This is a genomic window from Paraburkholderia sp. EB58, from assembly GCF_050436665.1.
Classification (GTDB): Bacteria; Pseudomonadota; Gammaproteobacteria; order Burkholderiales; family Burkholderiaceae; genus Paraburkholderia.
In genome coordinates this window covers 40,211-65,458 of sequence record NZ_JBNDMQ010000007.1, presented here as the reverse complement: position 1 = coordinate 65,458, position 25,248 = coordinate 40,211, and the positions used below count along the sequence as shown (strand labels likewise).

The following is a 25,248-nucleotide window of genomic DNA, read 5'->3' as shown; positions in this document are numbered from 1 at the left end:
GCGCGGCTCAGTCGCGTTGCACGAACCGGCCGCGCTCCATGCTTCGGTTCAGTGCGTCGACGCAGTTAGCGAGCGCAGCTCCCGCTCACTGTCTTCGTCGTCTTGCGGCGCGGCTGAGTCCGACGCACGTGACCCATCCTGGTTGACGCGGTTGGCGTGCATCAGCCGGTATAGCGTGGCGCGCGAGACGCCGAGATCGGCCGCCGCTTCCGACAGCTTGTAGCCATGCCGCTGCAAGGCCTGCTCGATGGCATCCTTTTCCGCCTTGCTGCGGATCTCGGCAAGCGTCACCGCAGGCGCGTTGGCCGATTGCGGCAGGCCGAGGTCGGACGCGGTAATGAAACGGCCCTCGCTCATCACCACCGCGCGCCGCACGCAGTTGATCAGCTCGCGGACATTGCCGGGCCAACCGTAATTGGACATCGCCACCACCGCATCGCTCGAAAAACCGCGGATCTTGCGCGCGCCGTCCTGTCTGTACATGCTGAGCGCGTAGTTGGCGAGCAGCTTGATGTCGCCGCCGCGCTCGCGCAGAGGCGGCTCGACGAGCCGCAACACGCACAGCCGGTGATACAGGTCGGAACGGAACCGCCCATCTTCGACGGCTTTTTCCAGATCGACGTGGGTTGCCGAGATCACCCGGACGTCCACCTTGATCTCGCTGGTGCCACCGAGGCGCTCGATCGTGCCTTCCTGCAGGAAACGCAGCAGCACCGCCTGGCACTCGTGAGGCATGTCGCCGATCTCGTCGAGAAAGAGCGTGCCCTGATGGGCGCTTTCGATCCGGCCGGTCTTGCGCTGCACGGCGCCCGTGAAGGCGCCGCGCTCGTGGCCGAACAATTCGGCTTGCAGCAAGGTAGGCGGAATGGCCGCGCAATTGATCGCGACGAACGCCTGAGTCGAGCGCGGCGAGCGCACGTGGATGGCGCGCGCGGTCAGCTCCTTGCCGGTCCCGGACTCGCCGGCGACAAATACCGGCGCATCCGTGACCGCGCATTTGTCGATGTGACGATAGAGCTGGAGCATGGCCTCGCACTGACCGACCATCTCGTGGCGGCCCATGGAAGGTTCGGGCGTGATCCGCATCTTGCGCAGGTTCGACAGACCATGGGCGTGTCCCAACGCGAAGATCAGCCGTTCATTCAGGCAGGGCCGGGTAACGAAATCGAAACAATAGTCGAGGATGAAGCGGCTGACCAACTCGTTGTCGGACTGGCCCGGCTCGATCTGGGCGACCCAATTGGTCTCGACCCGCCGCATGCATGCTTCGAGCGCCGACAGATGTTGTGACGAACAGTTTTCCGGCAATTCGATCAGGCCGACCTTGATGTTGTCTCGCTCGATCATGCGTTCGGCCAGGGCGGTCGTCTTCGCATGGGCGACCTGCCAGCCGCACGCGGCCAGAAACTTGGTCAGCATTTCGTCGGGTCTGGCGGAAACACAGAGCACCGTGCGGTCCATCTCATGCGGCGTGACAGTCGTGGTCATGTTACCCCCGGTTTGATGCAGCGTTCGCGCTTACTGGGTCAGGTAAAGGATTCTTCAAACTGAACAATTGGGCCGGGATAGCGCAGCTCCCGCAGACCTGGCGACGGCGCGTTGCACTTCGCCCGAGGCCGCTGACGGGATCAGCCACGCAAATGGGTTGCGGGCGCTGCCGGAGAAAGCGGGCTCGCAACCGCCTTGGCCGCTCAAGAGCGAATCATTGGCGTGCCGAATAGTTTGTTCATACGAACTGTCAATTTTCATTTTTGTTTCTTCCCCCGTTGATACGACATGCCGGCATGTTTCATGCCGATTTCTCTCTATATTGCGCTCTATGCGATGTATGGCCAAAGATAGAACAAAATAATTGAGCTCGCCATACGAGCAAATCTGGATACGGAGATTTGCCGCACCGTCCGTCCTGATCGCAGACGGGTATGCGCGCTGCGTTGAGAGGTGACGCAGGCGGCCCGGTACACGTCGTGTATCAATTCTGTCTCAATCTGGGAATGCATGTAGCGATTATTTTCGGACAATTGTTAATTGGGTAATCGGAATGTTTGACCGGAGGCAGTCTTTATCGACAGCAATACGATGGCATTCGATTACGCGCTTAATTGCGCAAACCTTTGCGCCGTAGAAAGAATTGCGTGCCGTTGCAGTGTGCGAATAGCGCCAGCGGCAGTCGGCTAAAACCGGGGGAGCGGCCCCAATGCCTTGATAGAGGCGGCTCCAGCCATTCAGTCGGAGCGGGCTGGGCATCGCGGGGCGAGCGCTCTAGCTCCGTCGGCGTGGCGGCAAGTCGCGCCGGCCGGTCTCGCTCGGCACAGCACGTCTGGCGTGACACACAACGACTGTCCGGATGCTCCAAGCACGTAACCGACTCTTCGCTTCGCAGACTACCGCGCGGGGCGGCGTCTCACAAATGAGACACTTTGGGCTTTGTGCGGTAGCCCACATAGTGACCGACAAGGCACTTTTCGAACCCCTCAGTGCTAACCGGCGGCGTCGTCGCGTGGCTTTCCGCCAAGCCCCATACGAAAGCAGCGCGGCAGGCAAGGAAGTACTTGCTGGCGCAACGTTTCCTGCCCCGTATCTTTGCCGTTCCCGGCGAGTCGCACGCCTGCAACAATTTTTGCACGGAGCCCCTCAAAGCGTGCCGGGCTGCTGGGCGCGCTGGCTGCCACGCCCGGTGGCATAACGCTTTGCGAACGTCTGGCACGGTCGTCGCTATATGATCTGCGCCCGGCAGCAACGCAGCGATGCGGGAAAGTACAAACAGGGCGGGGAACCAAAGATAGCGCGGGGACGCACAAGCAGGTCGGGGCACTACAGATGGCGCGGGGACGCACAAGCAGAAAAAAAGCAGGCAGCGCGAAGACGCACAGGGAAGAAAAAGACCAACGACCGATCAAGCCCCTATCAAAGGGTGCGACGGGGCCAACAGAAGTGCGCGATGGGGCCAACGGGCAGGTAAGCCTTCATAGAAGGGCTTCGCAGTATCAGTTTCACAACGGGCGGATCAACAGCCCGATCGGCAGCCACCGGACGGGGGCGGGTGTTCCCCCGTCCGGTGCAGACCGATCGCATCGATGCTTCGCGGGGACGGCTTAGGCCGAGCGGCAGATCGGTCCACACGATCGCCAGGGGAACGGAGCGGCTGATTGCGGCGCGATTCGACGCCGGCGTTGATATACGCTCTTTTTTATTTCGCTGACCCGTCTCTCGTGGACGGCGGCAGCTTCTCGACGACCACCCCACATCCCTTATCCTGCCTGATCTTTACCTGCGCAATGCTGATAAGCAGTAAAGTAAGGAGTGCGAGATGAAAAATATAAAATGGATGGGGACATTGGCGCTCACGGCGGCCGGGACACTTGTAGCGGTGCTCTGCGCGTCGCGCTGGGTGCCTGCGCAGACCGCTTCGGCCGCAAGAATCGCGGTAGCCTCCGTGGACATCGACGTTGGGCAGCGCCTCACACCGCGTTTCATCAAACTGATCGATTGTCCCACCGGCAAGATTCCGCCCGGCGCGTTTAGCGACCCGCATAAGCTCGATGGCCGCGTGCTGCGCGCGAGCGTGTTGCATGGCGAACCGCTGACTGAGAGCGGACTCCAGCCGCTTGCACTGTCTGCCGTCAGACTGCATCCTGGCGATCTTGTCGCGCCTGCTGCTGCGCGAGGCTAGCCGAACAGTTCTCTCCATCATGGTTTGCGCTTAATATCAGAACTCTTATATCATGTTCGAGCTCAGACATTAAGTACGGCGGATCGATTGATCCACCGCACCGCTAAACGAAGGAGATTCCTGCTATGGCCGAATGTCTTTTCCTTGCCGGTGCAACTGGCGCCATCGGGCGCCGGCTTGCGCCGCTATTCGTCGCGGCTGGCTGGCGCGTGGTGGGAACCACACGTTCGCCGCAGCGGGCGCGCATGCTGCGAGAACTGGGCGTAGAGCCGGTAGTGGTGGACGTGTTCGATGCGGCGGTGCTGCGTGACGCACTCGCTGCTGCACGGCCCCAGGTGGTGGTGCATCAACTGACCGACCTGCCACCAGGTCTCGATCCCGCCAGGATGGCCGACGCGGCGCAGCGCAATGCGCGCATCCGCGATGAGGGCACGCGCAATCTGGTTGCTGCGGCGGTCGCGGCGGTCGCGGCGGGCGTGCGGCGCATGCTGGCGCAAAGCATCGGGTGGGCCTATGCAGATGGCCCCTTGCCGCATGCCGAGGACGATCCGCTGGACACTGACTTCGACGGTCCGCGGGGCGTCACGCTGCACGGCGTGGCGAGCCTCGAGCGCCAGGTGCTGGAGGCTCCGTTGGATGCCATCGTGCTGCGCTATGGGCGGCTCTATGGTCCGGGTACAGGGTTCGATGCAGCGGCGGGCGCCGCTCCGATCCACGTCGACGCAGCGGCGCAAGCCATGGTGCTCGCGTTGTCACATGGCACGCCGGGTATCTACAACATCGCGGAAGACGATGGCACGCTAGCCTGCGACAAGGCGAAGCGCGAGCTCGGCTGGAGCGCTGCCTGGAGGATCGGACAATGACGCCCGAACTCGTACCGCAGGAAGCGGCGCTCGAGATCCGCGGCGATGCCCTGATCGCGCAGGCGGATGCTCACGCGGCGAAATGGATCTCCGTGGCGTGCGTTCCTTCAAGCTTGCGCGGCTTGGGCGGCCCACACCGACACGCCCGCTGACGCAATGGCGAACCGGTGTTGCGAGCCTTGACGCAAACGGGTGTCCTCGCTCGCAATATCGAAGTACGCGCCGCCTATTTCCACGCGGACATAACGCTCGCCCCGCCGCAGTTCGATGGCGTCGATCGTGCCGAGGTGCGGACCATCGGGCGTAGCCATCAGCGCGTGCGACGACACGCGCCACATCACCGGCTGGTCTGCCGTGATCGAGCGCGCGGCTGCCGCGGCCGTCCTCACCCGCAGGCCGTTGCCGATTTCGAGCACGCCTTCCTCGCGCATGACCCCTTCACCGACGTTGTGCAGACCGAGCAGTTCGGCGACACGCATCGTCGCGGGCTGCTCATAGATCGTGTCGATCGGCCCCGCTTGCAGCACGCGTCCCGTTTCAATCACCAGCACTTCGTCGGCGAGCAGCGCGGCTTCGTCGGGATCGTGCGTGACGATGATCGTCACCGCTGCGATCTCCCGCTGCAACGCACGCAGCGACTGCTGCAAACGTCGGCGGCGCGGCGTATCGAGCGCGGCGAACGGCTCGTCGAACAACAGAAGCTGACTGTGCCGCGTCAAGGCACGCGCGAGCGCCACGCGCTGACGCTGGCCAAACGACAGTTGACGGGGCAGCCGCCCGACCAGCTTGGCGAGCCCCAGATGTTCGAGCCAATAGCGGGCGCTGGCGGCGTCCGCATCCACCGGAAAGGCCAGTTGCTGGGCGACCGTCATATGCGGAAACAGGCCGTAGTCCTGCGGCATGTAGCCGATCTGGCGCCGCTCGGGCGGCAACGCGTCGAGGTCCGTTGTGCCGAGGCGCACCATGCCGTTTTCGTTCTGCTCGAGTCCTGCGATCAGGCGCAGCGTCAGCGACTTGCCGGAGCCGGACGGCCCAATGATCGCGAGGCGCCGGGTGGCCGGTGCCCATGCCACGTTGAGGTCGAAGGCCCCAAGATGCCGGGTCAACTGAAACGCGAGTTGGAGCGGGGCGGCTTCGGCAGAAGGCGGTTGACCCGCGGGCTGGACGGTCGCATCCTCGCCGTTTTCCAGTTCTGCGACGCCGCTCTGGCCCCGGCTGTACAGCGACAGCGCGGCGCAGACAATGGCGATCGTCAGCGTGGGTAACAGCAACGGCATCATGGCCGGCAGGCCTTGGCCGCCGAACACGACATAGGTATAAACCGGTAGCGAGTACGGGTGATACGCCACCATCACGGTTGCGCCGAATTCGCCGAACGCCCGCAGCCACGCAAGCGCAAGCCCTGCGCGAATGGCCGGCCACGCGACTGGCAGGATGACGCGAAAAAAGCGGCTGCCGGCGTGATGACCGAGCGTGGCGGCGACGTCGTCGAGAACCGGATCGACAGCGGCAAACGCGGACTTCGCCGCAATGATCAGGAAGGGTGCAGCGACGAAGGTCTCCGCGAGCACGATCCCAGCAAACGAATCGGTCAGCGTGCCGCCCGTCAGGCGGCCAATGCCGCTATACGGTCCGAGCAGAAACAGCAGGAGAACGCCGCTCGTGAGCGGCGGCAACGCGAGTGGCAACTGCACGACAAAGCCGAGTATGGCGACCTTGCGAGAGTTGGAACGCGCCAGAAAATAGCCGAGCGGCACTCCACCGATCAGGATGACCAGCGAGGCCACGCTGGCGCTCGCCGCGGAGATCCCCACCGCCGACCACGTGGCGTCCCAGTCGACGTTGGCCCAGTCGGCCGCGCCGAGCTGGGGCACGCTGGCGATAAACGGCGCGCACAGGTAGGCGGCAAGCAGCGCGGCCAGCCAGAAAAGCGGCCGGGCCGCGATACGCTTCATACCGTTACTGTGCCGCGTCGATCACAGCCTGTACCGACGGCGGGATCGCCTGACCATTGCCGGTGACGGTGGGCTTGATGACATCCACGCCATGCTGCTTCAACAGTGCGCGGCCCTGTGCGCTCAGCAGGAAGTCCACGAAGCGCGCGGCTCCGGCGCTGTTGGGTGCGTCGCTCAGGATCGTGAGCGTATAGCTGGCCTTGGCCGCCAGTTCAGGTGCGGGCTGGAACGCGGGAATCTTCAGATCTGAAGTCTCGGTGGAGTAGAAGAAACCGGCGTCGAGTTGGCCGGATTGCAGCCGTCCGACGAGCGTTTCTTCAGGCAACACCTGAGCGGGATTCTCGGGGTCGCCGAGCGTTTTTTCGACGAGGTCCGGCTGATGGTACAGATCGGCCGCCTTCGTCATCATTTCAACCGTGAAGGCACCCTTCGGATCAAGCTTCGGATCGGTACGGCCGATACGGATACCCGGTTCCTGCAGCACCTGGTCCCAGCGCTTCGTCTTGAAGTCGGCGGCGAACTTGCTCTTCGGGTTGTAGCCGATCATGAGCGGCGACTCGGCGAAGCTGACGTACCAGCTCACATGATCGCCGTTGTCCGCGCCCATCAGGGTCTGGTTGACCTTCGGACTCGCGCTGATAAACACGTCGCCACGGCGCAGCTTGCCCTTGATTTCGTTGGCGATCTTGTTCGAACCCGCCGCGTAGCCGCGGAACTGCAGGCCCGTGGATTTCTCGAACGCGGGCCCGACGCTGCGCTCCATCAGATTGACGAGCGACCCGGCGTACAGCACGTTGACCGTATTGTCCTGGGCGAAGCTGGGGGTGGCGGCCGCCATGCTGGCGACTACCGTGAACGATGCAAGCAGCTTGCGAATCATGCCATTTCCCGTAGCGTTATGAAGATCGCTATATTACGACGCCGAAGCGGAATGTGGGTCGATTCGCCCAGCGGCGGGCATGGGCCCGGCGATATATCCTGTATGCCGTGCGGCCGCCTGTCGCGGCGGGCGGAGCGCGGCGTAATATATGCCAAAATACAGCGTGGCAAGCGGTCCGGCGCATTGTGTGACGCGTCTGCGCCGAGGCTTGGGCCGCCTGTATTAATGCGTCCTTTTGACGCGGTTTTTTTGCGCGCTTTTTGCTGAGTTTTGCCTGACACGCGCCGTACTCGATGCCGGAGGATCTGGAAGCATGGAACTATCGAATCTGGGCGTGGAGCCGGCGCAGGAGGCGCAGGAGGCGCTCGAGGCGCACGAGGTGCACGAGAAGGCCGCAAGCGATTTCGTCCTGACCGGCCATGTGCTGCGTCCGTTGTCGTTATCCGTCGAACAGCTCAGACGCTACGACAGCGCGCTGGGCGAGCCGTTCGACCTGCGCTGTTTTACGACCAACCGTTATATTCGGCGCGTGGGCCGGTATCGTGGCGTGTTGCTGACAGAGTTGATCTCAGAGGCAGGTTTGCGCAACGAATCGCCGGGCGATTTCAAACGGATGGTGTTTGTCGCCGCGGCGCACGACGGGTATGCGGTGACCTTTTCGTGGCACGAATTGTTCAACACGCCGGTGGGCGAGAGCGTGCTGATTGCCTACGAGTGCGACGGCGGGTCCTTGGGCGTGGAAGACGGGGCGCCGATCCTGTATTCCGGCGCCGACATCATGGCGGCGCCGCGGCACGTCAAACGGCTCAGGCGTGTCGACGTGCAGGTGCTGCGGCCGCTGTAATGCTTTAGCAAGCTTTGCGGTGAGGGGCGCAGGGGCCTTGTTGGTCTGTGCAGCTTTTGACGGCGGCTTGCGCGCAAGGTGAATCGGCGTCGTACCATGCATGGGCCAACCTCTCTGCAGCCTGCCTATCATGCCTGACGACATGCGCTCCAGTTCACCTGCTACGCCGCCTGCTATGGCGGCGCAGACGGAACGCCTCAACCAGGTTTGCTCCAAGCGGGCCGGCCAATGGTTGGCGAAGGCCGTGGACGCCCATTCGTTCGATGCTCGCCTGTTTGCAAAACTCATCGCAGCGCGCGAAGTGCGCAAAGAGTGGGCGTTGCTCGGCCTGTCACAGACGCAATGGGACGGGCTCGTCAGGCGGCATTTTGCTGGGGCGCTGGCCTTGCCCGAACTGCCTTATAGCTCAGCCAGTTCACTTGGCACCGTCGGCTCACGCGGCCCAAACGACTCAGCCTCCACCGCCAGCATGACCCTGAACAAATACGAGCATGTCGAGTTCGTCTCGGCCCTGCGCGTGTTGCTGCTGGCGTACGCGAATCCAGCCGTGCGACTCGACGACGCCGACTGTCTCGCCTCGATCATCGCGCATGCGTGCTTGCGGCCGGATCATCTGTGGCGGGATCTGGGGCTGGCGGGGCGCGACGAGGTCTCGGCGATGCTCGAACGGTATTTTCCGTCGCTGGTCGTGCTTAACGTCGAGAATCAGCGCTGGAAGAAGTTTCTGGCCCGGCAGCTTGCCTTGTCGCTCGGCAAGGAGCCCGGTCCTGCACCGGGTTGTCCCGGCTGCGAAGACTATGGGTATTGCTTTCCATCCGGTTCCTGAGACTTCCGGAAATCGCCCGCTGAGGCGTCGCCTGGGTCAATCCCGCAGTCTCGCGCAGCACGCCGTTTTCGAGTGTTGCCTCGCAAGCCGCTTCGTGTATGCTTTCGCGCATGGCTGAATCCGCGAAAACCCAATCCGTCCCGGCGAAAAAAGTCGGCGCCAAAGCCGGCATCAAAACCGGCACGCAAGCCCCCACGCCGGCCTCCACTTCATCCCGCACGAAAACGCGGCCCGAGGTGCGCTTCCGGATGCGCATTCGCAAGGGCGATACCGTGGCGCTCGGACCGGGCAAGGTCGAATTGCTCGAAGCGGTGCGCGAGCACGGTTCGATCTCGGCTGCGGCCCGTAGCCTCGACATGTCGTACCGGCGAGCGTGGTTGTTGATCGATGAGCTGAACCAGTCACTCAAGTCGCCGGCGACGGTGTCCGAGCAAGGCGGCCAGAGCGGCGGCGGCTGCGTGCTCACGCCGGTCGGCGAGAGCATCGTGCGCCTCTATCGCGACGTCGAAGCGCAAGCCGAAGCGGCCTGCGCGAAGCAGATCGACGAATTGATCCGGCTGATCCGGGCCTGACGCGGCTTGCAGTGAGCTCAGGTGTTGACCCGGAGAAAGCGGGGCGCCGACTCGCTATTCCTGATGCCACTCACCATCAGCGCTAATAAACGCCCCAAGCAAGCGCCGACGCCCCACAACGCAAGGGGAGACCAACGCGCCTCACCCGTGCCGCAGACAAAACGCCGACGGCGGACGCGCGCTGGCCGCTGCAGTGTGCGCCGCGCTCCGATCGGTCTGCAGGCGCGCGATCAAATCGATAAAACTGGCGACGCTCGCCGTCCGCAGCGGGTGATAGTCCACCTGATGACGCTCGCACACGCGCTTTAGCATGTTCATCGAATCGTGATCGATGCAGTCCACCGGAAACACGACAAGGTCGGCGCCCGGTAGCGCGGCCGCCAGCAAGCCCTTGCGATCTTCCACGCCGCCGTCGTGCATGACAAGTTCGCCACCGGCCGACGTCACCAGCGCCTTGAGCGCCGCGTTCGAGCCGGGCCGGCCGCCGACATACACAACCCGCTTGCCCGCCACGCCGGCGAGTCCTGCCCGGCGGGCGTCCGGCTGATCGAGCGCGTCGAGCGTCGCCCGCTCAAGCGCGTGGCATTCCGACTGGACCACCTTCAGTAGCGTCAGCGCCTGATCGCGACTTTCGCGCAGCGCCTCCGCCGTGCCTTGCTCCTGCAAGGCGCGCTGTTCCGCGGCTTCGCGGCGGCTGGTGTGCAGCGCGAGGCGCTGGTCCGCTTCCGCGAGTTTTTCCTGCAGCGCCTTGACCTCATCCGCGAGGCTGGCGGTGTCGGCGGACGCTTGCCGGCTAGCCTGGGCCGTCAGTTTGACGATCTGCTCGCTCAGTTGTGCGATGACCGCATCGCGCTGCGTGCTGATCTCGTGCAGACGCGTCTGTTGCCGTTCAATCTTGTCCCGCAGCGCGGCATTTTCTTCTTCGAGCGCCACGAGGCGCCGGATATCCGCGCGATTCGCCGCACCCACCAGGTGCGACAGCATGTGCAGTTCGCCGAAGGCCGCCTGGCGAACCGGCATCGTTGCGTAGGGGTGGGTCATCAGCGCCCAGTAGGCCGGCGGGATGTCGCCATTCTTGAGCGCTTCGTTCCACAGTGCGAGCACAGCCTCTTCATCGCGCGCCTGCTCGAAGCGGCGGATGGCGCCGGCGTAGCGTTCGTCAAGCGCCTTGTGCAGCGCCTTGCCGCCCGCGCCGCCCGCAATGGCGAGCTCGACCGCGGCGTGGTGAATTTCCAGGTCGCTGGCGTGCTGGCGATCGAGATCGGTGAATTTGGGCACGAGCTTGCGCAATTCGTGCGTGGTGAGGCACGTCCCGATTACCGAGCAATGCAGATGGGAATCGAGCTCGGCGAGCTTGGTGCGCCGCTTCGAGCTGGCAAGTTGCGCGGATGAGGGCGGCGCGCAGCAGGCATCGGCCGCGCGCAGACGGGCGCCGGCGCTGTCGTCAGCACGGCTGGCGTCAGCGGTTCGAGCGAGGCGAAACGGGGGAGCTTGCATGATGACCTCGAATCCGGTTCCGGTGTCAGACTCGCCGGCGAGGTGCACCGGATGATGTCGAGGCTGCCACCATCAATCTCAGCACCGCAATATATCATCGAATATAGCGATGGGCGTATGAAGGCCCGCGCCGCGGCGTTTCTCTAGTCGTCGGAAGACAGCACCAGCGCCGCCCGCGCGTGCTGTTCCAGCACGTGCTCGACACACAGTCCCACGAAGGTCGCGTCGAGGCGTTCCAGTTCCGCTGCGGCCCTGCGCAGCGCGGCGTGGTCGTTGCTATGGGCGTCAGAGAAAATTGCGTCGCGAAGTTGCTCCGCCGAGCGGGCTTCCTCGATCGCCGTTCTCAGTTCGTAAAAGCGCCCAAAACCGGCCGCCTTGCCTTGCTCTGTGAGTAAAGAAAGCAACTGATTGAACGAATGCGATCCCGAGGCGCCGGCCGACGGGAAACTGCCTTGGCCGTCCGCGAACATCTGGACGAAGCGCAACACGCTGCCGTAAAGACGCCTGAAAGCATCGACGACATCGCGGATCAGTTCCGCGCGCCCGCGATCGGGCGCCGCTTTCAACGCGGTGATCGTGGTTGAAAAGCTTTTCGGGGGCCGGTCGCGGCGTTCCGATGCTTCGGACAGGGTGGATCGACTGCGCACCAATCTGGGCTCCAGGTTGCCGGTTGTCTTGCAAGGTTGACGGGAGTGCCCTCGGCGCGTGGATTGCTGTGCGCGCCCTCGGCTCCTGATTCGCTCCCTACCGTAATATTCAGTAGGATATAACGAATGGCGTCGCGAGTGCTAGACGGCGCAGCAGGACGCGTGGCGATGCTAGCGACTTTTCACGTAGTCCACGAAGGTGCGCACGGCGGGGGCGCGCTCGAATTGCCGGTAGGCGAGCGCGATTTCCGAGGGGATCGGCTTGCCGCTGATCGTCCGGTAGACGACGCCGGGCAGGGCGATGCAGTCAGCAAGCGTATGCGGCACGACCGCTACGTTGCCGCCTAACGACACGCACGCCAGCACCGCGGCGAGCGTGCCGGGCTGCGGGCCAAGCTTCGGCGAGAAGCGGCCGCGGCGCGCGACTTCGTAGGTGCCAGCTTCCTGCTCGGGCAGCACAAACCATTCGTCGCGCAACTGCGCCGGGGACAGCGTCGGCGCCGTGGCCAGTTCGGAGTCTTCCGGCAGCGCGACCACGAACGTATCCCGATACACCGTGGTGGTGCGGATGCCTTCACTAAATTGCATGGGCGGCCGCACAAACGCGACATCGAGCTGGCCTTCGCTGAGCATACCGGGCACGCGATCCATCACGACCTCGCGGATCGTGACCTCGATGCCCGGATGCGTGGTATGAAATCCGCCCGCCGTTTGCCGCAGCACGCCGGCATACGCGGCCGACGCGATGTAACCGATTTCAACGCGGCCCAGTTCACCACGCTCCGCAAGCGCGGCACGTTCAGCGCCGCGCGCGAGATGTTCGAGCGCCGGCGTGATATCCGCGAGATAGGCCTCGCCGGCGGCGGTTAGCGCCACCGAGCGTTTGGTTCGATGAAAGAGCCGTACGCCTAGCAACCGTTCGGCCTCCTGGATCTGCCGGGTCAGCGACGGCGCGGCGATCTCCAGTTCCTCAGCCGCCCGCGAGAAATGGAGGTGCTTGGCGACGCAGGCGATACAGCGGAGATGGTGAAGTTCGAGCTGCCGCATAGTATTGTCAATTCAGTCAATTATTTCGCCATTCTATGTCAATGACAGGCAATTGAGGCGCCGCTAGACTGGTGCCAGTCTCTTTCCAATCCGGTTACCCCATGCCCCAGATTCGCGACGAGCGGCGCGCTCACGCCGCAGATGAACCCGTCCCGCTTCCAGCGGCGCGCAGCGCCACCAACGCGGGTTTCGTCCTCGCCACGGCCTCGGCCACCTGTGCGCTGATCATCCTCGACACCAACGTGGTGGCCGTTTCCTTGCCGTCGATCGCGCGCTCGTTTCACGCGAGCTTCGCCGACGTCGAATGGGTCGTCAGCGCCTATATGGTCGCGTTCGCGTCGTGCCTGCTGCCGGCAGGCGGTCTGGCTGATCGCTTCGGCCGCAAGCGCATGCTGTTGCTCGGCCTCGCCGTGTTCTTTCTGGCGTCGCTCGGCTGCGGGTTGGCGCCGTCGGCCACGCTGCTCAACCTGGCGCGTGCGGTGAAGGGCGTCGGCGCGGCCATGTTGCTCACTGCCGCGCTCGCCGTCATTGCCAATACGTTTCATGAGGGACCCGAGCGCGTTCGTGCCTGGGCTGTGTGGGGCACCTGCATGGGACTGGCGACGACCGTGGCGCCGCTCGTGGGCGGCGTCATCACGCAATGGTTCGGCTGGCGCTGGATCTTTCTGATGAACCTGCCGGTTTGCGCCGTGCTGGCGGTATGTGTCCTGCGCTCCATCCGGGAATCGCGCAACCCCGAGGCCGGACCGGTCGATGCGGCCGGCAGCATGTTGTTCGGCCTGGCGCTGGTGGTGGGCATCTGGGCCTTGATCGAAGCGCCCTCAGCGGGCTGGGCGAGCGGGGCGACGGGCGTCAAGCTGTCGGCTGCGGCTCTGCTGCTGGCGGCGTTCGTTCAGGTGCAACGCGTGCGCCAGCATGCGATGGTCGACTTGGCGCTGTTCCGCCAGCCGCGCTTCGTTGCCGCCGTCCTTGCCATGTTCGGTTATGCCGCCTGTGCACAGGTGATGATGACCTTCCTGCCGCTTTATCTGCAGAACGCCTTCGGGCTATCCGCGATCACGGCCGCCTTAGGGATGCTGCCGTTTGCGCTCGCGATGGTGGTGGGTCCGTATATCGGCGCCATGTTGTCGAGGCATCTCTCGAGCATGACGATGTTGAGCATAGGACTGCTATTGATCGGCGCAGGCAATCTGCTGACGGCCTGGGTCGCCGCGGCAGGGCGCTATGACCTCGTGGCATGCGGCATGGTTATCACGGGCCTCGGCGCAGGCGTGCTGAACGGCGACACGCAAAAGGCCATCATGGCCTGCGTTCCGTCGAACCGCACAGGCATGGCGTCAGGAATCAGCACGACGACGCGCTTTACTGCCATCGTGACGTCGGTCGGCGTGCTCGGTGCGGTGCTGGCGGCGCGTACCCAGACTGCGTTTTACGCGCGGCCCGAGCTGACCTCGGCCGTCAGACATGAGCTGGATCCCGGCTTCATGTCGAGCCTGCTCGCCGGCGATATCGGACAGGCGAGCGCGCATTTGCCAGCGGCCATTCGCGCGTCGCTTGCTGCGGCCGCGCATGCCAGCTTTGCCAGCGGTTTTGCCGCAGCGCTTTATGTAGCCGCGGCATTGGCGGTGGTGATTGCTCTAGCGGTGCGATTGCTGGCCAGCCGCGCGGTTACTGAAGCAGCCGGGCAGGTCGGGCGCGCAACGGTGCGATCTGGCAGCTAGCTCGCCAGCAGCAATGGCCGCTCTCCAGGGGCTGTGCGGGTTCCAATGGCACAAGTTATGGTGTTCTATCTTGCGCTGTTGCCCACCCTGGTCGATCTTTCGCGCGTGACTGTTTTCGCCTGGTTCGAACTGACGTTGACGGCGCTCGCCGTATTGATCACGGTGGATCTCGCCTGGACGCTGCTTGCCGCGCGAGCACGCAAGCTGCTGATGGGTCGGCGCGCGGCCAAAATCGCCAATCGGGCGAGCGCGACGGTGATGGTCGGTGCGGCTGCGGCTATCGCGACACGCTAGACTGTCATCGAGACACCTCTTTTCAGACTCCAATCCGTTTAAAACGGGAACAACACTAACAATGAGTCATCCCAACACCGAGTTGATCGAACGCTTCTACGAGGCTTTCCAAAGGCGTGATGCCGAAGCGATGGGCGCATGCTATGCCGACGACGTCGTCTTCAGCGATCCCGTGTTCGGCGAGCTGCGCGGCGAAGAAGCGCGTGACATGTGGCGCATGCTGGTGCAGCGCGCGCAGGAGTTTTCGCTGACATATGACGCCGTCGATGCCAACGAACGCACCGGCAGCGCCCATTGGGTGGCTCGCTATCTGTTCAGTCAAACGGGTCGCGGCGTGATCAACCGGATTCAGGCGCAGTTCGTGTTCCGGGACGGACGCATCGCCGAGCATCGCGATACTTTCGATCTGTGGCGTTGGTCGCGGCAGGCGCTGGGATTTAAAGGCGCCTTGCTCGGCTGGACGCCAACGGTGCAGCGGGCAATTCGTGCCCAGGCGAGGAAAGGCCTCGACGCCTATCGGGCCAAACGGGCCTGAGGCTGCACTGGATCGCGTAGGACAGCGCTGGATGGCATTGAAAGCTCGGCCATCCGGCCTACTTGCGTGAGGTCTGCGAGATGATGCAGTATTTTGTCAGCAGGCGCGCTGTGCCTGAGAGGTCATTAGCCGTCATGTCGTTTGCTGCTAATGGCCACGTGCGCCGAACCAACAAAATCAAAAGGGACGAATACCTATGCGTGTCGTGGATGCGGCCTGGGAGGATTGGCTTGCCACCAATGCGAAGCGTGGCTGTACGGTGGATTCGATGGTCGAAGCGATGGTGGGGGCGGGTTTCGATTCGCTGTCGGCTAGCGCTGCGGTACAGCGCGCGGTCAGGGTAGCACTGGGTGGTGCGGGCACGGGCGGCTTGGGGCACGCAGGCGCAGCAACGGGGTCGGGCAACGGGCTTACCGCTGTCGCCGCGAACCATGCAACAACACCCGGCGCCAGCCAGTCCGAAGGCGGCACACAGGCGCGTCTCGTCAAAGCTCCGCAAGCCGACTACCAGTACGACGCGCTGCCGGTGGCGAGCGGCAATCTGATCCGCGCGTTCGATCGCGACGTGAAGGTCATGATGCGTTGCGAGCGGCCGCAAGTGGTCGTATTCGGCGACGTGCTCTCGGCGCAAGAGTGCGCTGAGATGATCGAGCGATCGCGGCATCGTCTCAAGCGTTCGACCACCGTCAATCCGGAGACGGGGCAAGAGGACGTGATCCGCAATCGCACCAGCGAGGGCATCTGGTTTCAGCGCGGCGAGGATGCGTTCATCGAACGTATCGACCAGCGGATCGCGAGCTTGATGAACTGGCCGGTCGAGAATGGTGAGGGCCTGCAGATCCTGCACTACAACACGAGCGGCGAATACCGTCCGCACTTCGATTATTTTCCGCCGGACCAGCCGGGCAGCGCTGTGCATACGGCACGCGGCGGCCAACGGGTAGCGACCCTCATCGTCTACCTCAACGATGTGCCGGACGGCGGGGAAACGATTTTCCCGGAGGCGGGTTTGTCGGTTGCCGGCAGACAGGGTGGCGCGGTGTATTTCCGCTACCTGAACGGCCTGCGGCAACTCGATCCGCTTACCCTGCACGGCGGTGCGCCGGTGCGGGCCGGCGAGAAATGGATCATGACGAAGTGGATGCGGGAGCGCGAGTACGCGTGACGGGCGGGGCGTTCACATCCCCGCCCGAGCGTTAGCTAGCCTGCAGCGCCTTGCTGCGCTCAGCGTCGTGAGCGACTTCGCGCAGCACCGCATCGAAGAAACGCGCTTGTGCTTCGGCATCACAACGCGCATACGCACGGTTGATCCCGCTGATCACGGCGCGGATCGACGCCGTAATCAGATTCGCATCAATGCCGACGCCGAACGCGTTGCCCACCACCTGCGCGCCCGCCATTTCGGCAATCGCGATCGCTTTCGCGTCGGCGCCTTGCGTGAGCGCGCGTTCCTCGTAGTGCTGGATCCGCACCGGCGTGCGTAACGCGTGCATCAGCGCGTCGAGCGGGCCGTTGCCTTCGCCAGCCAGCACCGTGCGCTCGCCCGCGATATCCACCGTCAGCTTGATGCGCTCGCGGCCGCCGTCTTCCGACAACGAATGGCCGATGTAGCGCACCGGGGATTCGCTGCGCACATACTCGTCCTGGAACACCTCCCAGATCTGCTGGGCGCTGACTTCCTGGCCGCTGTCGTCGGTTACTTGCTGGACGGCCGAGCTGAAGTCGACCTGCAGACGGCGCGGCAGCACCACCCCATGGGTCTGCTCGAGCAGATAGGCGATGCCGCCTTTGCCTGACTGGCTGTTGACGCGGATGATCGAATCGTAGGTCCGGCCCAGATCGCGCGGGTCGACCGGCAGATAAGGCATCTCCCACAACGCATCGTCCTTCTGCACGGCAAAGCCTTTCTTGATGGCGTCCTGGTGCGATCCGGAGAACGCCGTGAACACCAGGTCCCCAACGTACGGATGGCGCGGATGCACCGGCAATTGCGTGCATTCTTCGGCGGTGCGGGCGACTTCATTGATGTTGGAGAAGTCGAGGCCCGGATCGACACCCTGGGTGTACAGATTGAGCGCGAGCGTTACGAGGTCGACGTTGCCGGTGCGCTCGCCGTTGCCGAACAGACACCCTTCGACCCGGTCGGCACCGGCCATGACCGCCAGTTCAGCCGCCGCGACCGCCGTGCCGCGATCGTTGTGCGGGTGGACGGACACGATGAGCGAATCACGGCGGGCCAGGTTGCGGTGCATCCATTCAATCTGGTCTGCATAGATGTTCGGCGTGGACATTTCGACAGTTGCCGGCAGGTTGACGATGGCTTTGTGTTCGGGCGTCGGTTGCCAGATATCGAACACGGCGTCGCACACTTCCTTGGCGAATTCGAGTTCGGTGCCGCTGAATACTTCCGGGCTGTATTGCAGCGTGAAGGCCGTTTCCGGCGTCGCGTCCACGAGACGCTTCATGGTGCGCGCGGCGTTGACGGCCAACTGCTTGACGCCGTCGCGCTCGAGTCCGAAGACGATCTTGCGGAATTCCGGCGCGGTGGCGTTGTACAGATGGACGATCGCACGCGGTACGCCGCGCAACGATTCGAAGGTGCGTTCGATCAGGTCGTCGCGCGCCTGAGTGAGCACTTCGATCGTCACGTCATCGGGAATATGACCGCCCTCGATCAGCTCGCGCACGAAATTGAAGTCGGTTTCCGACGCCGACGGGAAAGCGACTTCAATCTCCTTGAAGCCGATCTGCACCAGGGTCTTGAACATGCGCATCTTGCGCTGCGCGTTCATCGGCTCGAACAGGGCTTGATTGCCATCGCGCAGGTCGGTGCTCATCCAGATCGGCGGATGCGTGATGGTGCGCGAGGGCCAGCTGCGATCAGGCAAGTTGACGGGAGGGAAGGAGCGGTACTTGGTAGCGGGATTTTTCAACATGATGGTCTCGTGAGTTCAGAAAGGACGTGAAGGGATCGAAACGAAGACTTGCAAAGGTGTCCGGCGTGGCGCGGCGAGACGGCACGGGGCCGCCTGGCCGAACGGGCCACGGACGGGTCGCAAAGGCCGGATATGGAGGGCCGGCCGCGTTGACGTCGTGGCCGTCCGGTAAAGCAAAGAAGGAATTCTGTGGTGTTTCATCAGCCCGTTGCCCGGTGAGCAATCCATGGAGCGTGAAAGGAACGAGACGAAGCGCGGCCGCCGGTTGGCAACCGGGGCAAGGTCAGCAAAGCTTGGGAATTAGTGACGCTTCAGATGCGTTAGATGCAGGAAGCGCGTAGCAGCAGACCTAGCCCGGTAGAGCGGGCTAGTAGTAGGAGGGATAGCAGGGTCTGTGCGCGGAGCATGGCCGTAATAGAATCACAAACAGCGACGCGAGTCAAGCGAATGCTGGCGCCGCGCAAACGCACGAACGGCCGGCCAGCAGCAGGCCCAGCCACGTTCATTGCCCCGCAGTGTTGCCGAGCGGGCGCGCGGACAGGTCTTTCAGGGCCGCCCAGCAGTTGTTGTAACCCATGCGCAGGATCATCAGGCCAATGACGCCGGCGGCGACATGATCGAGCATCGGCAGACCGGCCATGCTGCCGAGAATCCCCAGCGTGGCGACCAGCGCGGACAGCGCATCGAGCCGGGCGTGGCACGCACTGGCGAGCAGAACGCCGGAATGGGTTCGCTGCGATTCGGAGCGCATGTAGCGGAACAGCGCCTCCTTGGCGAACATCACGAAGATGGCGACGACCAGCGCGCTTGCACGCACGCTCGCGCTGACGGTCAGGATGGAGGCGGGTTCGATGCTATGCCACAACATCTCGCCAGCGGTGCCGATCAACAGTGTGCCGATGAACAGCGAGGCGAGCGCGGCATGCAAGCTGCCGTCGGCACTGGCAGCACGCCGGCCGGACGCGGCGGCCGCGCCGAGAAACAGCACGGCGATAACGACGCCGTCTGCAGCGAGATCGCTAAGCGTATGAATGCCGTCCGCCACGAGTCCGTCGGAATGAGCGAACAGGCCAATGACGATCTGCATTGTCATCAGAGCGGCATTCAGCATGGCGCTCACGGAGGCAGCCTTGAAGGCACTGCCGCGCGACTGACGGGGACGCTCTGACGGCGATGGCATTGGGCGGACGCGATTCGAGTAATGCCAGCAAGTTAGCGGTCGAACGTTGCGCCGATGTGACAGCGCTTGCGGGTCAGCCGGGCTGCGATCGACCCTCTGTGCTCTACATCCGTGTAAGAAATGAGCCACACACAAATGCCCGATGGATGACGATCGCCCTGTGCAATTGCCGGCGTGTCCTCGGAACTGTCGGGCTATTTGGAGCGATAGGAAGACATACCATTTTCGGTTTGCCGCTACACGGCCTCGGCCGTGTGCATGCGGAACGCGCAATTCGAAAGTGAGATGAAGACCTATGCCTGAAGTCAATCCAGCTGTGCAAGAGTGGCTCGCCGATCACGCCAATCGCGGCTGCAACGCGGCGTCGATGGTCGACGCCATGGTCCAGGTCGGTTTTGACCGGCCCGCCGCGGATGCGGCCGTGCGAGGGGCGCTGCTGGCGGCTACCGGCCGCTACAGCGAGGAAAACTACCCGCACGGTGTCGAAGCTGAAAACGGCACATACCATTACGATCCGGCGCCGGTCGCTGCAGGCAACGTGATCCGCGCGCATGATCGCGACATCAAGGTGCTGATGCGCTGTGAGCGTCCACAAGTCATTGTCTTTGGCGATGTGCTGAGCGCGGACGAATGCGCGGAGCTCATCGAACGCGCGCGCCCCAAGTTGACGCGTTCAACCACGGTCAACCCCGAGAACGGCAGCAGGGACGTCATTGTGAACCGTACCAGCGAGGGCATGTTTTTCGACCGCGGTGCAGATCCATTCATCGAAGGTCTGGAGCAGCGTATCGCGAGTCTGATGAACTGGCCGGTCGAGAACGGTGAAGGTTTCCAGGTGCTGAATTATCAGGTGGCAGCGGAATACCGCTCGCACTTCGATTACTTCCCGCCGCAGCAGGCGGGCAGCGCGGCGCATACGGCGCGCAGCGGCAACCGCGTGGCGACGCTCGTGCTCTATCTCAACGATGTGCCCAACGGTGGTGAGACGTACTTTCCGAACGCCGGAATTTCCGTGGCGGCCAAGCAGGGCAACGCGGTGTATTTCCGCTACATGAACCGCCAGCGCGAACTCGATCCGCTGACGCTGCATGGCGGCGCGCCCGTGCTTGACGGCGAAAAATGGATCATGACGAAGTGGGTGCGTGAGCGGGCGTTTGTTTAACGCCGCCCTTCGCCGTTCACGAAGCGTCCTGCCGCCGCGACCCACCGCCCACGCTCTGGCCGGCGTCGTGCGCCATCTGCCAGTATCCCCAGATCGACACCAGCGTCAGCAGACCAGCGCAGAGGAAGGCAATGCGGAAGTCGTCCAGCGTAAAAACATGCCCGGACAACTCGCCGTTGAACACCGCCGCGCCGCGCAGAGCCACCGCGCCGAAGGCAATGCCGAGGCCGATCGTCATCTGCGCCGCGGCGCTCCAGAGCGTGCTGGCGGCGCTCATCTGCGGCTGGGCGACGTCGGCATAGGCGAGGGTGGCGAGCGTCGAGAACTGCATCGAGCGCGCCACGCCATAGACGAACACCACGAGTAGCACCCACGCAAGCGGCGACTCGGGCGTCAGCAGGCCGCAGACAATCGTAAAGACGCCGGCCACCGCAACGTCGACAATGGACACGATACGAAAGCCGTAGCGCTGCAGGATACGCGTGGTCAACGCCTTCATGCCGAGGTTGCCGAGCGCGCTCGCAAGCAGCAACAGCCCTGACTTGAACGCGGACAGTCCGAAGCCGATCTGGAACAGCAGCGGCATCAGATACGGCACGGCGCCGATGCCAATGCGGGTGAACGAGCCGGTCACGATGGTCACCGAGAAGGTGGGAATCTTCAGCGTCGAGACGTCGATCAGCGGGTGTGGATGGCGCTGCGCATGGCGGAACGCGACAAGCCCGAGCACGAGACCCGCCGCCACGAAACCGCCCGCGATCCATGGATTTTCACCCGGCTGGCTGGCGAGTTCGGCGCCGTACAGGATTGACGTGAGCGTGGCGCCGCTCAGCAGCAGGCCAATAAGATCCAGGGGCCGGCGTTCGCTGCCGCGCAGGTTCGGTACCAGTGCGATGACCACAGCCATCACCGCGATGCCGAACGGCACGTTCAGAAGGAAGATCCAGCGCCAGTTCGCGTAGGTCGTGATGAAGCCGCCCACCGGCGGACCGACCACCGGTGCCACAATCGCCGGCCACGTAATGGTGGAGATGGCCTGCATCAGGCGGCTTTTCTCGGTGCTGCGTACGACGATCAGCCGGCCGACCGGCACCATCATGGCGCCGCCTATCCCCTGCAGCAAACGCGCGGCGGTGAACTCCGTGACGTTTTGCGACAAGCCACACAACACCGACGCAACCGTGAAGACGCCGATCGCGCTAAAAAATACCGTGCGCGAACCGCACCGGTCGGCGACCCACCCGCTCACCGGAATGAAAATCGCCAGCGCCAGCATATAGGCTGTCATGCCGAGGCTCAGACTGTTCGGACCGACGTGGAACGAGCGCGCCATCTGTGGCAGGGCCGTGGCGATCACCGTGGTGTCCAGGTACTCCATGAAGAAGGTCGCCGCGACGATGTAGGGCAACCAGCTGATGAAGGACGGGCGGGTCTGATCGGTCATTGCGCCCCCTCGAGCGGGCGGCCGGACGATCGCGCGCTGGTCTGGGCAAACGGCCCTTGCGCGTCATGATATTGGCGTCGATTCATGCTGTTGCGGCTTCCTGTCAAAGCGTGTCTCCATCCCCGGTATTCCCGCGCGAACCATCCGTGGAACACGTTTGCCGTCCGCAGGGAAAACATAGAAGTATTGCTCAAGAAGGGCAAACGCTGCTTCGGAAGCCGGTGATTTTTTTAAGCAACGGCTGTAAGAACGCCTGTCAGATGGCCGGAGAGAGGCTCCAGCGTGGCCTTTACGAGAAATAGGTAATGACAATCGCGATGATATAAACAATCAACTTTTGCTATTAAGTGTTTCTAGACATACTCTCCTCACTTTCTCAACCACGTAACAAAGAGGACGCAGCAAATGCCGATCATCAACAGCCAAGTCAAACCCTTCAAGGCAACCGCTTACCACAATGGCGACTTCCAGACCGTGACGGAAGAAAGCCTCAAGGGCAAGTGGTCCGTGTTCGTGTTTTACCCGGCTGACTTCACGTTCGTTTGCCCGACCGAACTGGGCGACCTGGCCGATCGTTACGCCGAATTCAAGAAGCTCGGCGTGGAAATCTACAGCGTCTCGACCGATACGCACTTCACCCACAAGGCATGGCACGACACGTCGGACACGATCCAGAAGATCCAGTACCCGATGATCGCTGATCCGACGCTGGCCATCTCGCGCAACTTCGACGTGCTGATCGAAGAAGAAGGCATGGCCCTGCGTGGCACGTTCGTGATCAACCCGGAAGGCGAGATCAAGCTGTGCGAAGTCCACGACAACGGCATTGGTCGTGACGCCGGCGAACTGCTGCGTAAGGTTCAGGCAGCGCAATACATCGCGGCACACCCGGGTGAAGTTTGCCCCGCCAAGTGGACGCCGGGCGCTGAAACGCTGACCCCGTCGCTGGACCTGGTCGGCAAGATCTAAGCAAGCGCGCTTAGCTCAGGCTAGCTGTATCGCATCACGCGCCTCTCGCGGGCGTCTCTCTGGTGCGGACCGCGTCATGCAATCTCATGCATGCGGTCCGCACGCCTCCTCGCCACGCCCTGCGGTGGCGCCCGGAGCCCCAACTCTCGTCACGGAATTCGAACAACCATGCTGGACGCCAATCTCAAGACTCAGTTGAAATCGTACCTGGAAAAGGTCAGCCGGCCGATCCAGATCGTCGCCTCGCTCGACGACAGCGCCAAATCGCAAGAGCTGCTGGCGTTGCTCGAGGACATCGCGTCGCTGTCGGAGCGCGTGACGGTGATCGAACGGCGCGGCGACGACCAACGTAAGCCGTCGTTTTCGATCGGCGAGCCGGGTAAAGACACGGGCATCCGCTTCGCCGGCATCCCGATGGGGCATGAATTCACCTCGCTGGTTCTCGCGTTGCTGCAGGTGGGCGGCCACCCGATCAAGCTCGACGACGCGGTGATCGAACAGATCCGCGAGCTCGACGGCGACTATCAGTTTGAAACCTATTTCTCGCTGTCATGCCAGAACTGCCCGGAAGTCGTCCAGGCGCTGAACGTGATGGCACTCATCAACCCGCGCATCCGCCACGTGGCGATTGACGGCGCGGTGTTCCAGAACGAAGTCGAAGCACGCCAGATCATGGCCGTGCCGACGATGTTCCTGAACGGCGAAGTGTTCGGCCAGGGCCGCAGCGGCGTGAAGGAAATTCTCGCCAAGCTCGATACCGGTGCCGGCGCGCGTGCGGCAAAAGAACTGGCGAACAAGCCGGTGTACGACATGCTGATCGTCGGTGGCGGCCCCGCAGCCGCGGCCGCAGCGATCTACTCGGCACGCAAGGGTATTTCGACGGGCGTCGTCGCGGAACGCTTCGGCGGCCAGGTGCTCGACACGCTCGCTATTGAAAATTTCGTTTCTGTTCAGGAGACCGAAGGACCGAAGTTCGCCACGGCGCTCGAGCAGCACGTAAAGAGCTATGAAGTCGACATCATGGACGTACAGCGCGCCGAAGCGCTGATCCCGGGCCGCATCAACGAAGTGCATCTCGCGAATGGCGCGGTGCTGAAGGCGAAAACCATCGTGCTCGCCACCGGTGCGCGCTGGCGTGAAATCAACGTGCCGGGAGAGCGCGAGTACCGCAATCACGGCGTGGCTTACTGCCCGCATTGCGACGGCCCGCTGTTCAAGGGCAAGCGCGTCGCGGTGATCGGCGGCGGCAATTCGGGCGTCGAAGCGGCAATCGATCTGGCCGGCATCGTGCGAGAAGTGACGCTATTCGAATTCGGCGCGCAACTGCGTGCCGACGAAGTGCTGCAACGCAAGCTGCGCAGCCTCGCCAACGTCACGATCGTGACGCAGGCGCAGACCACCGAGATCACTGGCGACGGCAAGAAGGTCAACGGCCTCGTCTATAAGGATCTGCGTTCGGGCGAGACGAAGAAGGTCGAACTGGAAGGCGTGTTCGTGCAGATCGGTCTCGTGCCGAACACCGAGTGGCTGAAGGGCACAGTCGAACTGTCGAAGCACGGCGAGATCGTGGTCGATGCTCGCGGTGCGACCTCGGTGCCGGGCGTGTTCGCCGCCGGCGACGTGACGACGGTGCCGTTCAAGCAGATCGTCATCGCCGTGGGCGAGGGCGCGAAGGCCTCGCTCGCCGCGTTCGATCATCTGATTCGCAGCAGCGCGGATGATGAAGTGGAAGTCAAAGCCGAGGAAGAAGCTGCGCTCGCAGAGAGCTAAATTCTGCTCTTGACGGACGGCGGATGTAACCCGGCTGCACACAACCGCCGCCTGTTGCATCACAACCAAGCCCGCCTATGTGCGGGCTTCGTTGTTTTTCACCAACTCGCCGTCGGCAAGGCGGCCGTTTGACGGGCCGCGCGAATGAGGTGACGCTACCCGACGATGTCGTATGGCCGTGCCGGGCTATTACGCTTCGTGACGCTCGGGTTGTTCGCTGCGCGCAGCAAATTCATCTGCCATCGCGGCACACACCGCATCGGCAAAACGTTGCAACGAGGAGAGCGATCCGCTTACGCTGTGATAGGTTTCGCGGCCGATCCGGGCATCGAGCAGAATCTGCAAGCCCGCTGTCCTGGCAATTTTCACAATATCCACGGCCGTCCCCTGATTAAGCGGCGTGCAGACTGCATTCCCATCTCGCTCGAGCCAT

Annotated in this window: 21 protein-coding genes and 1 pseudogene; 12 read left to right on the top strand and 10 right to left on the bottom strand. The window is 63.3% G+C overall.

The window, feature by feature from the left end:
- Positions 1-48 precede the first annotated feature (48 nt).
- The gene (locus tag P3T40_RS12425; RefSeq protein WP_429267991.1) at positions 49-1,488 is read right to left on the bottom strand and encodes a sigma 54-interacting transcriptional regulator; all 1,440 of its coding nucleotides are present in this window, start codon (positions 1,486-1,488) and stop codon (positions 49-51) included.
- A gap of 1,822 nt (positions 1,489-3,310) precedes the next feature.
- On the opposite strand from P3T40_RS12425, the gene P3T40_RS12420 reads away from it, so the two are divergent.
- Both P3T40_RS12420 and P3T40_RS12415 read left to right on the top strand, forming a co-directional pair.
- Positions 3,311-3,673 carry an SAF domain-containing protein gene (locus tag P3T40_RS12420; protein WP_429267990.1) on the top strand — a complete coding sequence of 121 codons (363 nt, stop codon included), beginning with the start codon at positions 3,311-3,313 and terminating at the stop codon, positions 3,671-3,673.
- A 125-nt stretch (positions 3,674-3,798) separates the two neighbouring features.
- On the top strand, positions 3,799-4,536 hold the full coding sequence (locus P3T40_RS12415) for an NAD-dependent epimerase/dehydratase family protein (RefSeq protein ID WP_429267989.1): 738 nt from the start codon (positions 3,799-3,801) through the stop codon (positions 4,534-4,536).
- Between the two features lie 107 nt (positions 4,537-4,643).
- Here the strand turns inward: P3T40_RS12415 and P3T40_RS12410 are convergent, their stop codons facing one another.
- Positions 4,644-6,491: an ATP-binding cassette domain-containing protein gene (locus tag P3T40_RS12410; RefSeq protein ID WP_429267988.1), complete on the bottom strand. Its 1,848-nt coding sequence runs from the start codon at positions 6,489-6,491 to the stop codon at positions 4,644-4,646.
- 4 nt (positions 6,492-6,495) lie between these two features.
- Entirely contained in the window at positions 6,496-7,371 is an 876-nt protein-coding gene (locus P3T40_RS12405; protein ID WP_429267987.1) for an extracellular solute-binding protein, read from the bottom strand.
- Positions 7,372-7,684: 313 nt separating this feature from the next.
- Here P3T40_RS12405 and P3T40_RS12400 point away from each other — a divergent pair, with 313 nt between their 5' ends.
- From P3T40_RS12400 to P3T40_RS12390, 3 genes are all read left to right on the top strand, one after another.
- Positions 7,685-8,215, top strand: a complete 531-nt coding sequence (locus P3T40_RS12400; protein ID WP_429267986.1) for a molybdopterin-dependent oxidoreductase — start codon at positions 7,685-7,687, stop codon at positions 8,213-8,215.
- Between the two features lie 130 nt (positions 8,216-8,345).
- Positions 8,346-9,041: a nitrogen fixation protein NifQ gene (locus P3T40_RS12395; RefSeq protein WP_429267985.1), complete on the top strand. Its 696-nt coding sequence runs from the start codon at positions 8,346-8,348 to the stop codon at positions 9,039-9,041.
- A gap of 110 nt (positions 9,042-9,151) precedes the next feature.
- Positions 9,152-9,613, top strand: a complete 462-nt coding sequence (locus P3T40_RS12390) for a winged helix-turn-helix domain-containing protein (protein ID WP_429267984.1) — start codon at positions 9,152-9,154, stop codon at positions 9,611-9,613.
- Between the two features lie 141 nt (positions 9,614-9,754).
- On the opposite strand, the gene P3T40_RS12385 is transcribed toward P3T40_RS12390, so the two are convergent.
- From P3T40_RS12385 to P3T40_RS12375, 3 genes are all read right to left on the bottom strand, one after another.
- On the bottom strand, positions 9,755-11,110 hold the full coding sequence (locus P3T40_RS12385) for a DUF2325 domain-containing protein (protein WP_429267983.1): 1,356 nt from the start codon (positions 11,108-11,110) through the stop codon (positions 9,755-9,757).
- Positions 11,111-11,253: 143 nt separating this feature from the next.
- Positions 11,254-11,757 (bottom strand): hypothetical protein, encoded by a 504-nt coding sequence (locus tag P3T40_RS12380; protein ID WP_429267982.1) that lies wholly within the window; start codon positions 11,755-11,757, stop codon positions 11,254-11,256.
- 171 nt (positions 11,758-11,928) lie between these two features.
- Positions 11,929-12,804, bottom strand: a complete 876-nt coding sequence (locus P3T40_RS12375; protein ID WP_429267981.1) for a LysR family transcriptional regulator — start codon at positions 12,802-12,804, stop codon at positions 11,929-11,931.
- Between the two features lie 101 nt (positions 12,805-12,905).
- On the opposite strand from P3T40_RS12375, the gene P3T40_RS12370 reads away from it, so the two are divergent.
- From P3T40_RS12370 to P3T40_RS12355, 4 genes and pseudogenes are all read left to right on the top strand, one after another.
- Positions 12,906-14,525, top strand: a complete 1,620-nt coding sequence (locus tag P3T40_RS12370; RefSeq protein ID WP_429267980.1) for an MFS transporter — start codon at positions 12,906-12,908, stop codon at positions 14,523-14,525.
- Positions 14,526-14,582: 57 nt separating this feature from the next.
- Positions 14,583-14,819, top strand: a pseudogene (locus tag P3T40_RS12365) (LysE family translocator); the annotation flags it as partial.
- 61 nt (positions 14,820-14,880) lie between these two features.
- Positions 14,881-15,354 (top strand): nuclear transport factor 2 family protein, encoded by a 474-nt coding sequence (locus tag P3T40_RS12360; protein ID WP_429267979.1) that lies wholly within the window; start codon positions 14,881-14,883, stop codon positions 15,352-15,354.
- 196 nt (positions 15,355-15,550) lie between these two features.
- Positions 15,551-16,519 (top strand): 2OG-Fe(II) oxygenase, encoded by a 969-nt coding sequence (locus P3T40_RS12355; RefSeq protein WP_429267978.1) that lies wholly within the window; start codon positions 15,551-15,553, stop codon positions 16,517-16,519.
- A 31-nt stretch (positions 16,520-16,550) separates the two neighbouring features.
- Here P3T40_RS12355 and leuA read toward each other — a convergent pair whose 3' ends face one another.
- Together leuA and P3T40_RS12345 are read right to left on the bottom strand one after the other, a co-directional pair.
- Positions 16,551-18,290 (bottom strand): 2-isopropylmalate synthase, encoded by a 1,740-nt coding sequence (gene leuA / locus P3T40_RS12350; protein ID WP_429267977.1) that lies wholly within the window; start codon positions 18,288-18,290, stop codon positions 16,551-16,553.
- 502 nt (positions 18,291-18,792) lie between these two features.
- Positions 18,793-19,401, bottom strand: a complete 609-nt coding sequence (locus P3T40_RS12345; RefSeq protein WP_429267976.1) for a cation diffusion facilitator family transporter — start codon at positions 19,399-19,401, stop codon at positions 18,793-18,795.
- Positions 19,402-19,765: 364 nt separating this feature from the next.
- On the opposite strand from P3T40_RS12345, the gene P3T40_RS12340 reads away from it, so the two are divergent.
- Complete coding sequence (locus tag P3T40_RS12340; protein ID WP_429267975.1) at positions 19,766-20,632, top strand: 2OG-Fe(II) oxygenase; 867 nt, start codon at positions 19,766-19,768, stop codon at positions 20,630-20,632.
- Positions 20,633-20,648: 16 nt separating this feature from the next.
- Here P3T40_RS12340 and P3T40_RS12335 read toward each other — a convergent pair whose 3' ends face one another.
- Positions 20,649-22,076, bottom strand: a complete 1,428-nt coding sequence (locus P3T40_RS12335; RefSeq protein WP_429267974.1) for an MFS transporter — start codon at positions 22,074-22,076, stop codon at positions 20,649-20,651.
- A gap of 405 nt (positions 22,077-22,481) precedes the next feature.
- Here P3T40_RS12335 and ahpC point away from each other — a divergent pair, with 405 nt between their 5' ends.
- Together ahpC and ahpF are read left to right on the top strand one after the other, a co-directional pair.
- Entirely contained in the window at positions 22,482-23,045 is a 564-nt protein-coding gene (gene ahpC, locus P3T40_RS12330; RefSeq protein ID WP_074295264.1) for an alkyl hydroperoxide reductase subunit C, read from the top strand.
- A 168-nt stretch (positions 23,046-23,213) separates the two neighbouring features.
- Positions 23,214-24,815: an alkyl hydroperoxide reductase subunit F gene (gene ahpF, locus P3T40_RS12325; protein WP_429267973.1), complete on the top strand. Its 1,602-nt coding sequence runs from the start codon at positions 23,214-23,216 to the stop codon at positions 24,813-24,815.
- A gap of 189 nt (positions 24,816-25,004) precedes the next feature.
- Here ahpF and P3T40_RS12320 read toward each other — a convergent pair whose 3' ends face one another.
- Positions 25,005-25,160 carry a hypothetical protein gene (locus tag P3T40_RS12320; RefSeq protein WP_429267972.1) on the bottom strand — a complete coding sequence of 52 codons (156 nt, stop codon included), beginning with the start codon at positions 25,158-25,160 and terminating at the stop codon, positions 25,005-25,007.
- Between the last annotated feature and the right edge of the window lie 88 nt (positions 25,161-25,248).

Bases quoted from the DNA above. Each gene is read 5' to 3' on its own strand.
- P3T40_RS12405 (WP_429267987.1), bottom strand. From the start codon at position 7,371: ATGATTCGCAAGCTGCTTGCATCGTTCACGGTAGTCGCCAGCATGGCG.
- P3T40_RS12345 (WP_429267976.1), bottom strand. From the start codon at position 19,401: ATGCTGAATGCCGCTCTGATGACAATGCAGATCGTCATTGGCCTGTTC.
- ahpC (WP_074295264.1), top strand. From the start codon at position 22,482: ATGCCGATCATCAACAGCCAAGTCAAACCCTTCAAGGCAACCGCTTAC.
- P3T40_RS12375 (WP_429267981.1), bottom strand. From the start codon at position 12,804: ATGCGGCAGCTCGAACTTCACCATCTCCGCTGTATCGCCTGCGTCGCC.
- ahpF (WP_429267973.1), top strand. From the start codon at position 23,214: ATGCTGGACGCCAATCTCAAGACTCAGTTGAAATCGTACCTGGAAAAG.
- P3T40_RS12370 (WP_429267980.1), top strand. From the start codon at position 12,906: ATGCCCCAGATTCGCGACGAGCGGCGCGCTCACGCCGCAGATGAACCC.
- P3T40_RS12415 (WP_429267989.1), top strand. From the start codon at position 3,799: ATGGCCGAATGTCTTTTCCTTGCCGGTGCAACTGGCGCCATCGGGCGC.
- P3T40_RS12395 (WP_429267985.1), top strand. From the start codon at position 8,346: ATGCCTGACGACATGCGCTCCAGTTCACCTGCTACGCCGCCTGCTATG.
- P3T40_RS12410 (WP_429267988.1), bottom strand. From the start codon at position 6,491: ATGAAGCGTATCGCGGCCCGGCCGCTTTTCTGGCTGGCCGCGCTGCTT.
- P3T40_RS12420 (WP_429267990.1), top strand. From the start codon at position 3,311: ATGAAAAATATAAAATGGATGGGGACATTGGCGCTCACGGCGGCCGGG.
- P3T40_RS12400 (WP_429267986.1), top strand. From the start codon at position 7,685: ATGGAACTATCGAATCTGGGCGTGGAGCCGGCGCAGGAGGCGCAGGAG.
- P3T40_RS12390 (WP_429267984.1), top strand. From the start codon at position 9,152: ATGGCTGAATCCGCGAAAACCCAATCCGTCCCGGCGAAAAAAGTCGGC.
- P3T40_RS12335 (WP_429267974.1), bottom strand. From the start codon at position 22,076: ATGACCGATCAGACCCGCCCGTCCTTCATCAGCTGGTTGCCCTACATC.
- P3T40_RS12425 (WP_429267991.1), bottom strand. From the start codon at position 1,488: ATGACCACGACTGTCACGCCGCATGAGATGGACCGCACGGTGCTCTGT.
- P3T40_RS12355 (WP_429267978.1), top strand. From the start codon at position 15,551: ATGCGTGTCGTGGATGCGGCCTGGGAGGATTGGCTTGCCACCAATGCG.
- P3T40_RS12340 (WP_429267975.1), top strand. From the start codon at position 19,766: ATGCCTGAAGTCAATCCAGCTGTGCAAGAGTGGCTCGCCGATCACGCC.
- P3T40_RS12360 (WP_429267979.1), top strand. From the start codon at position 14,881: ATGAGTCATCCCAACACCGAGTTGATCGAACGCTTCTACGAGGCTTTC.
- leuA (WP_429267977.1), bottom strand. From the start codon at position 18,290: ATGTTGAAAAATCCCGCTACCAAGTACCGCTCCTTCCCTCCCGTCAAC.
- P3T40_RS12385 (WP_429267983.1), bottom strand. From the start codon at position 11,110: ATGCAAGCTCCCCCGTTTCGCCTCGCTCGAACCGCTGACGCCAGCCGT.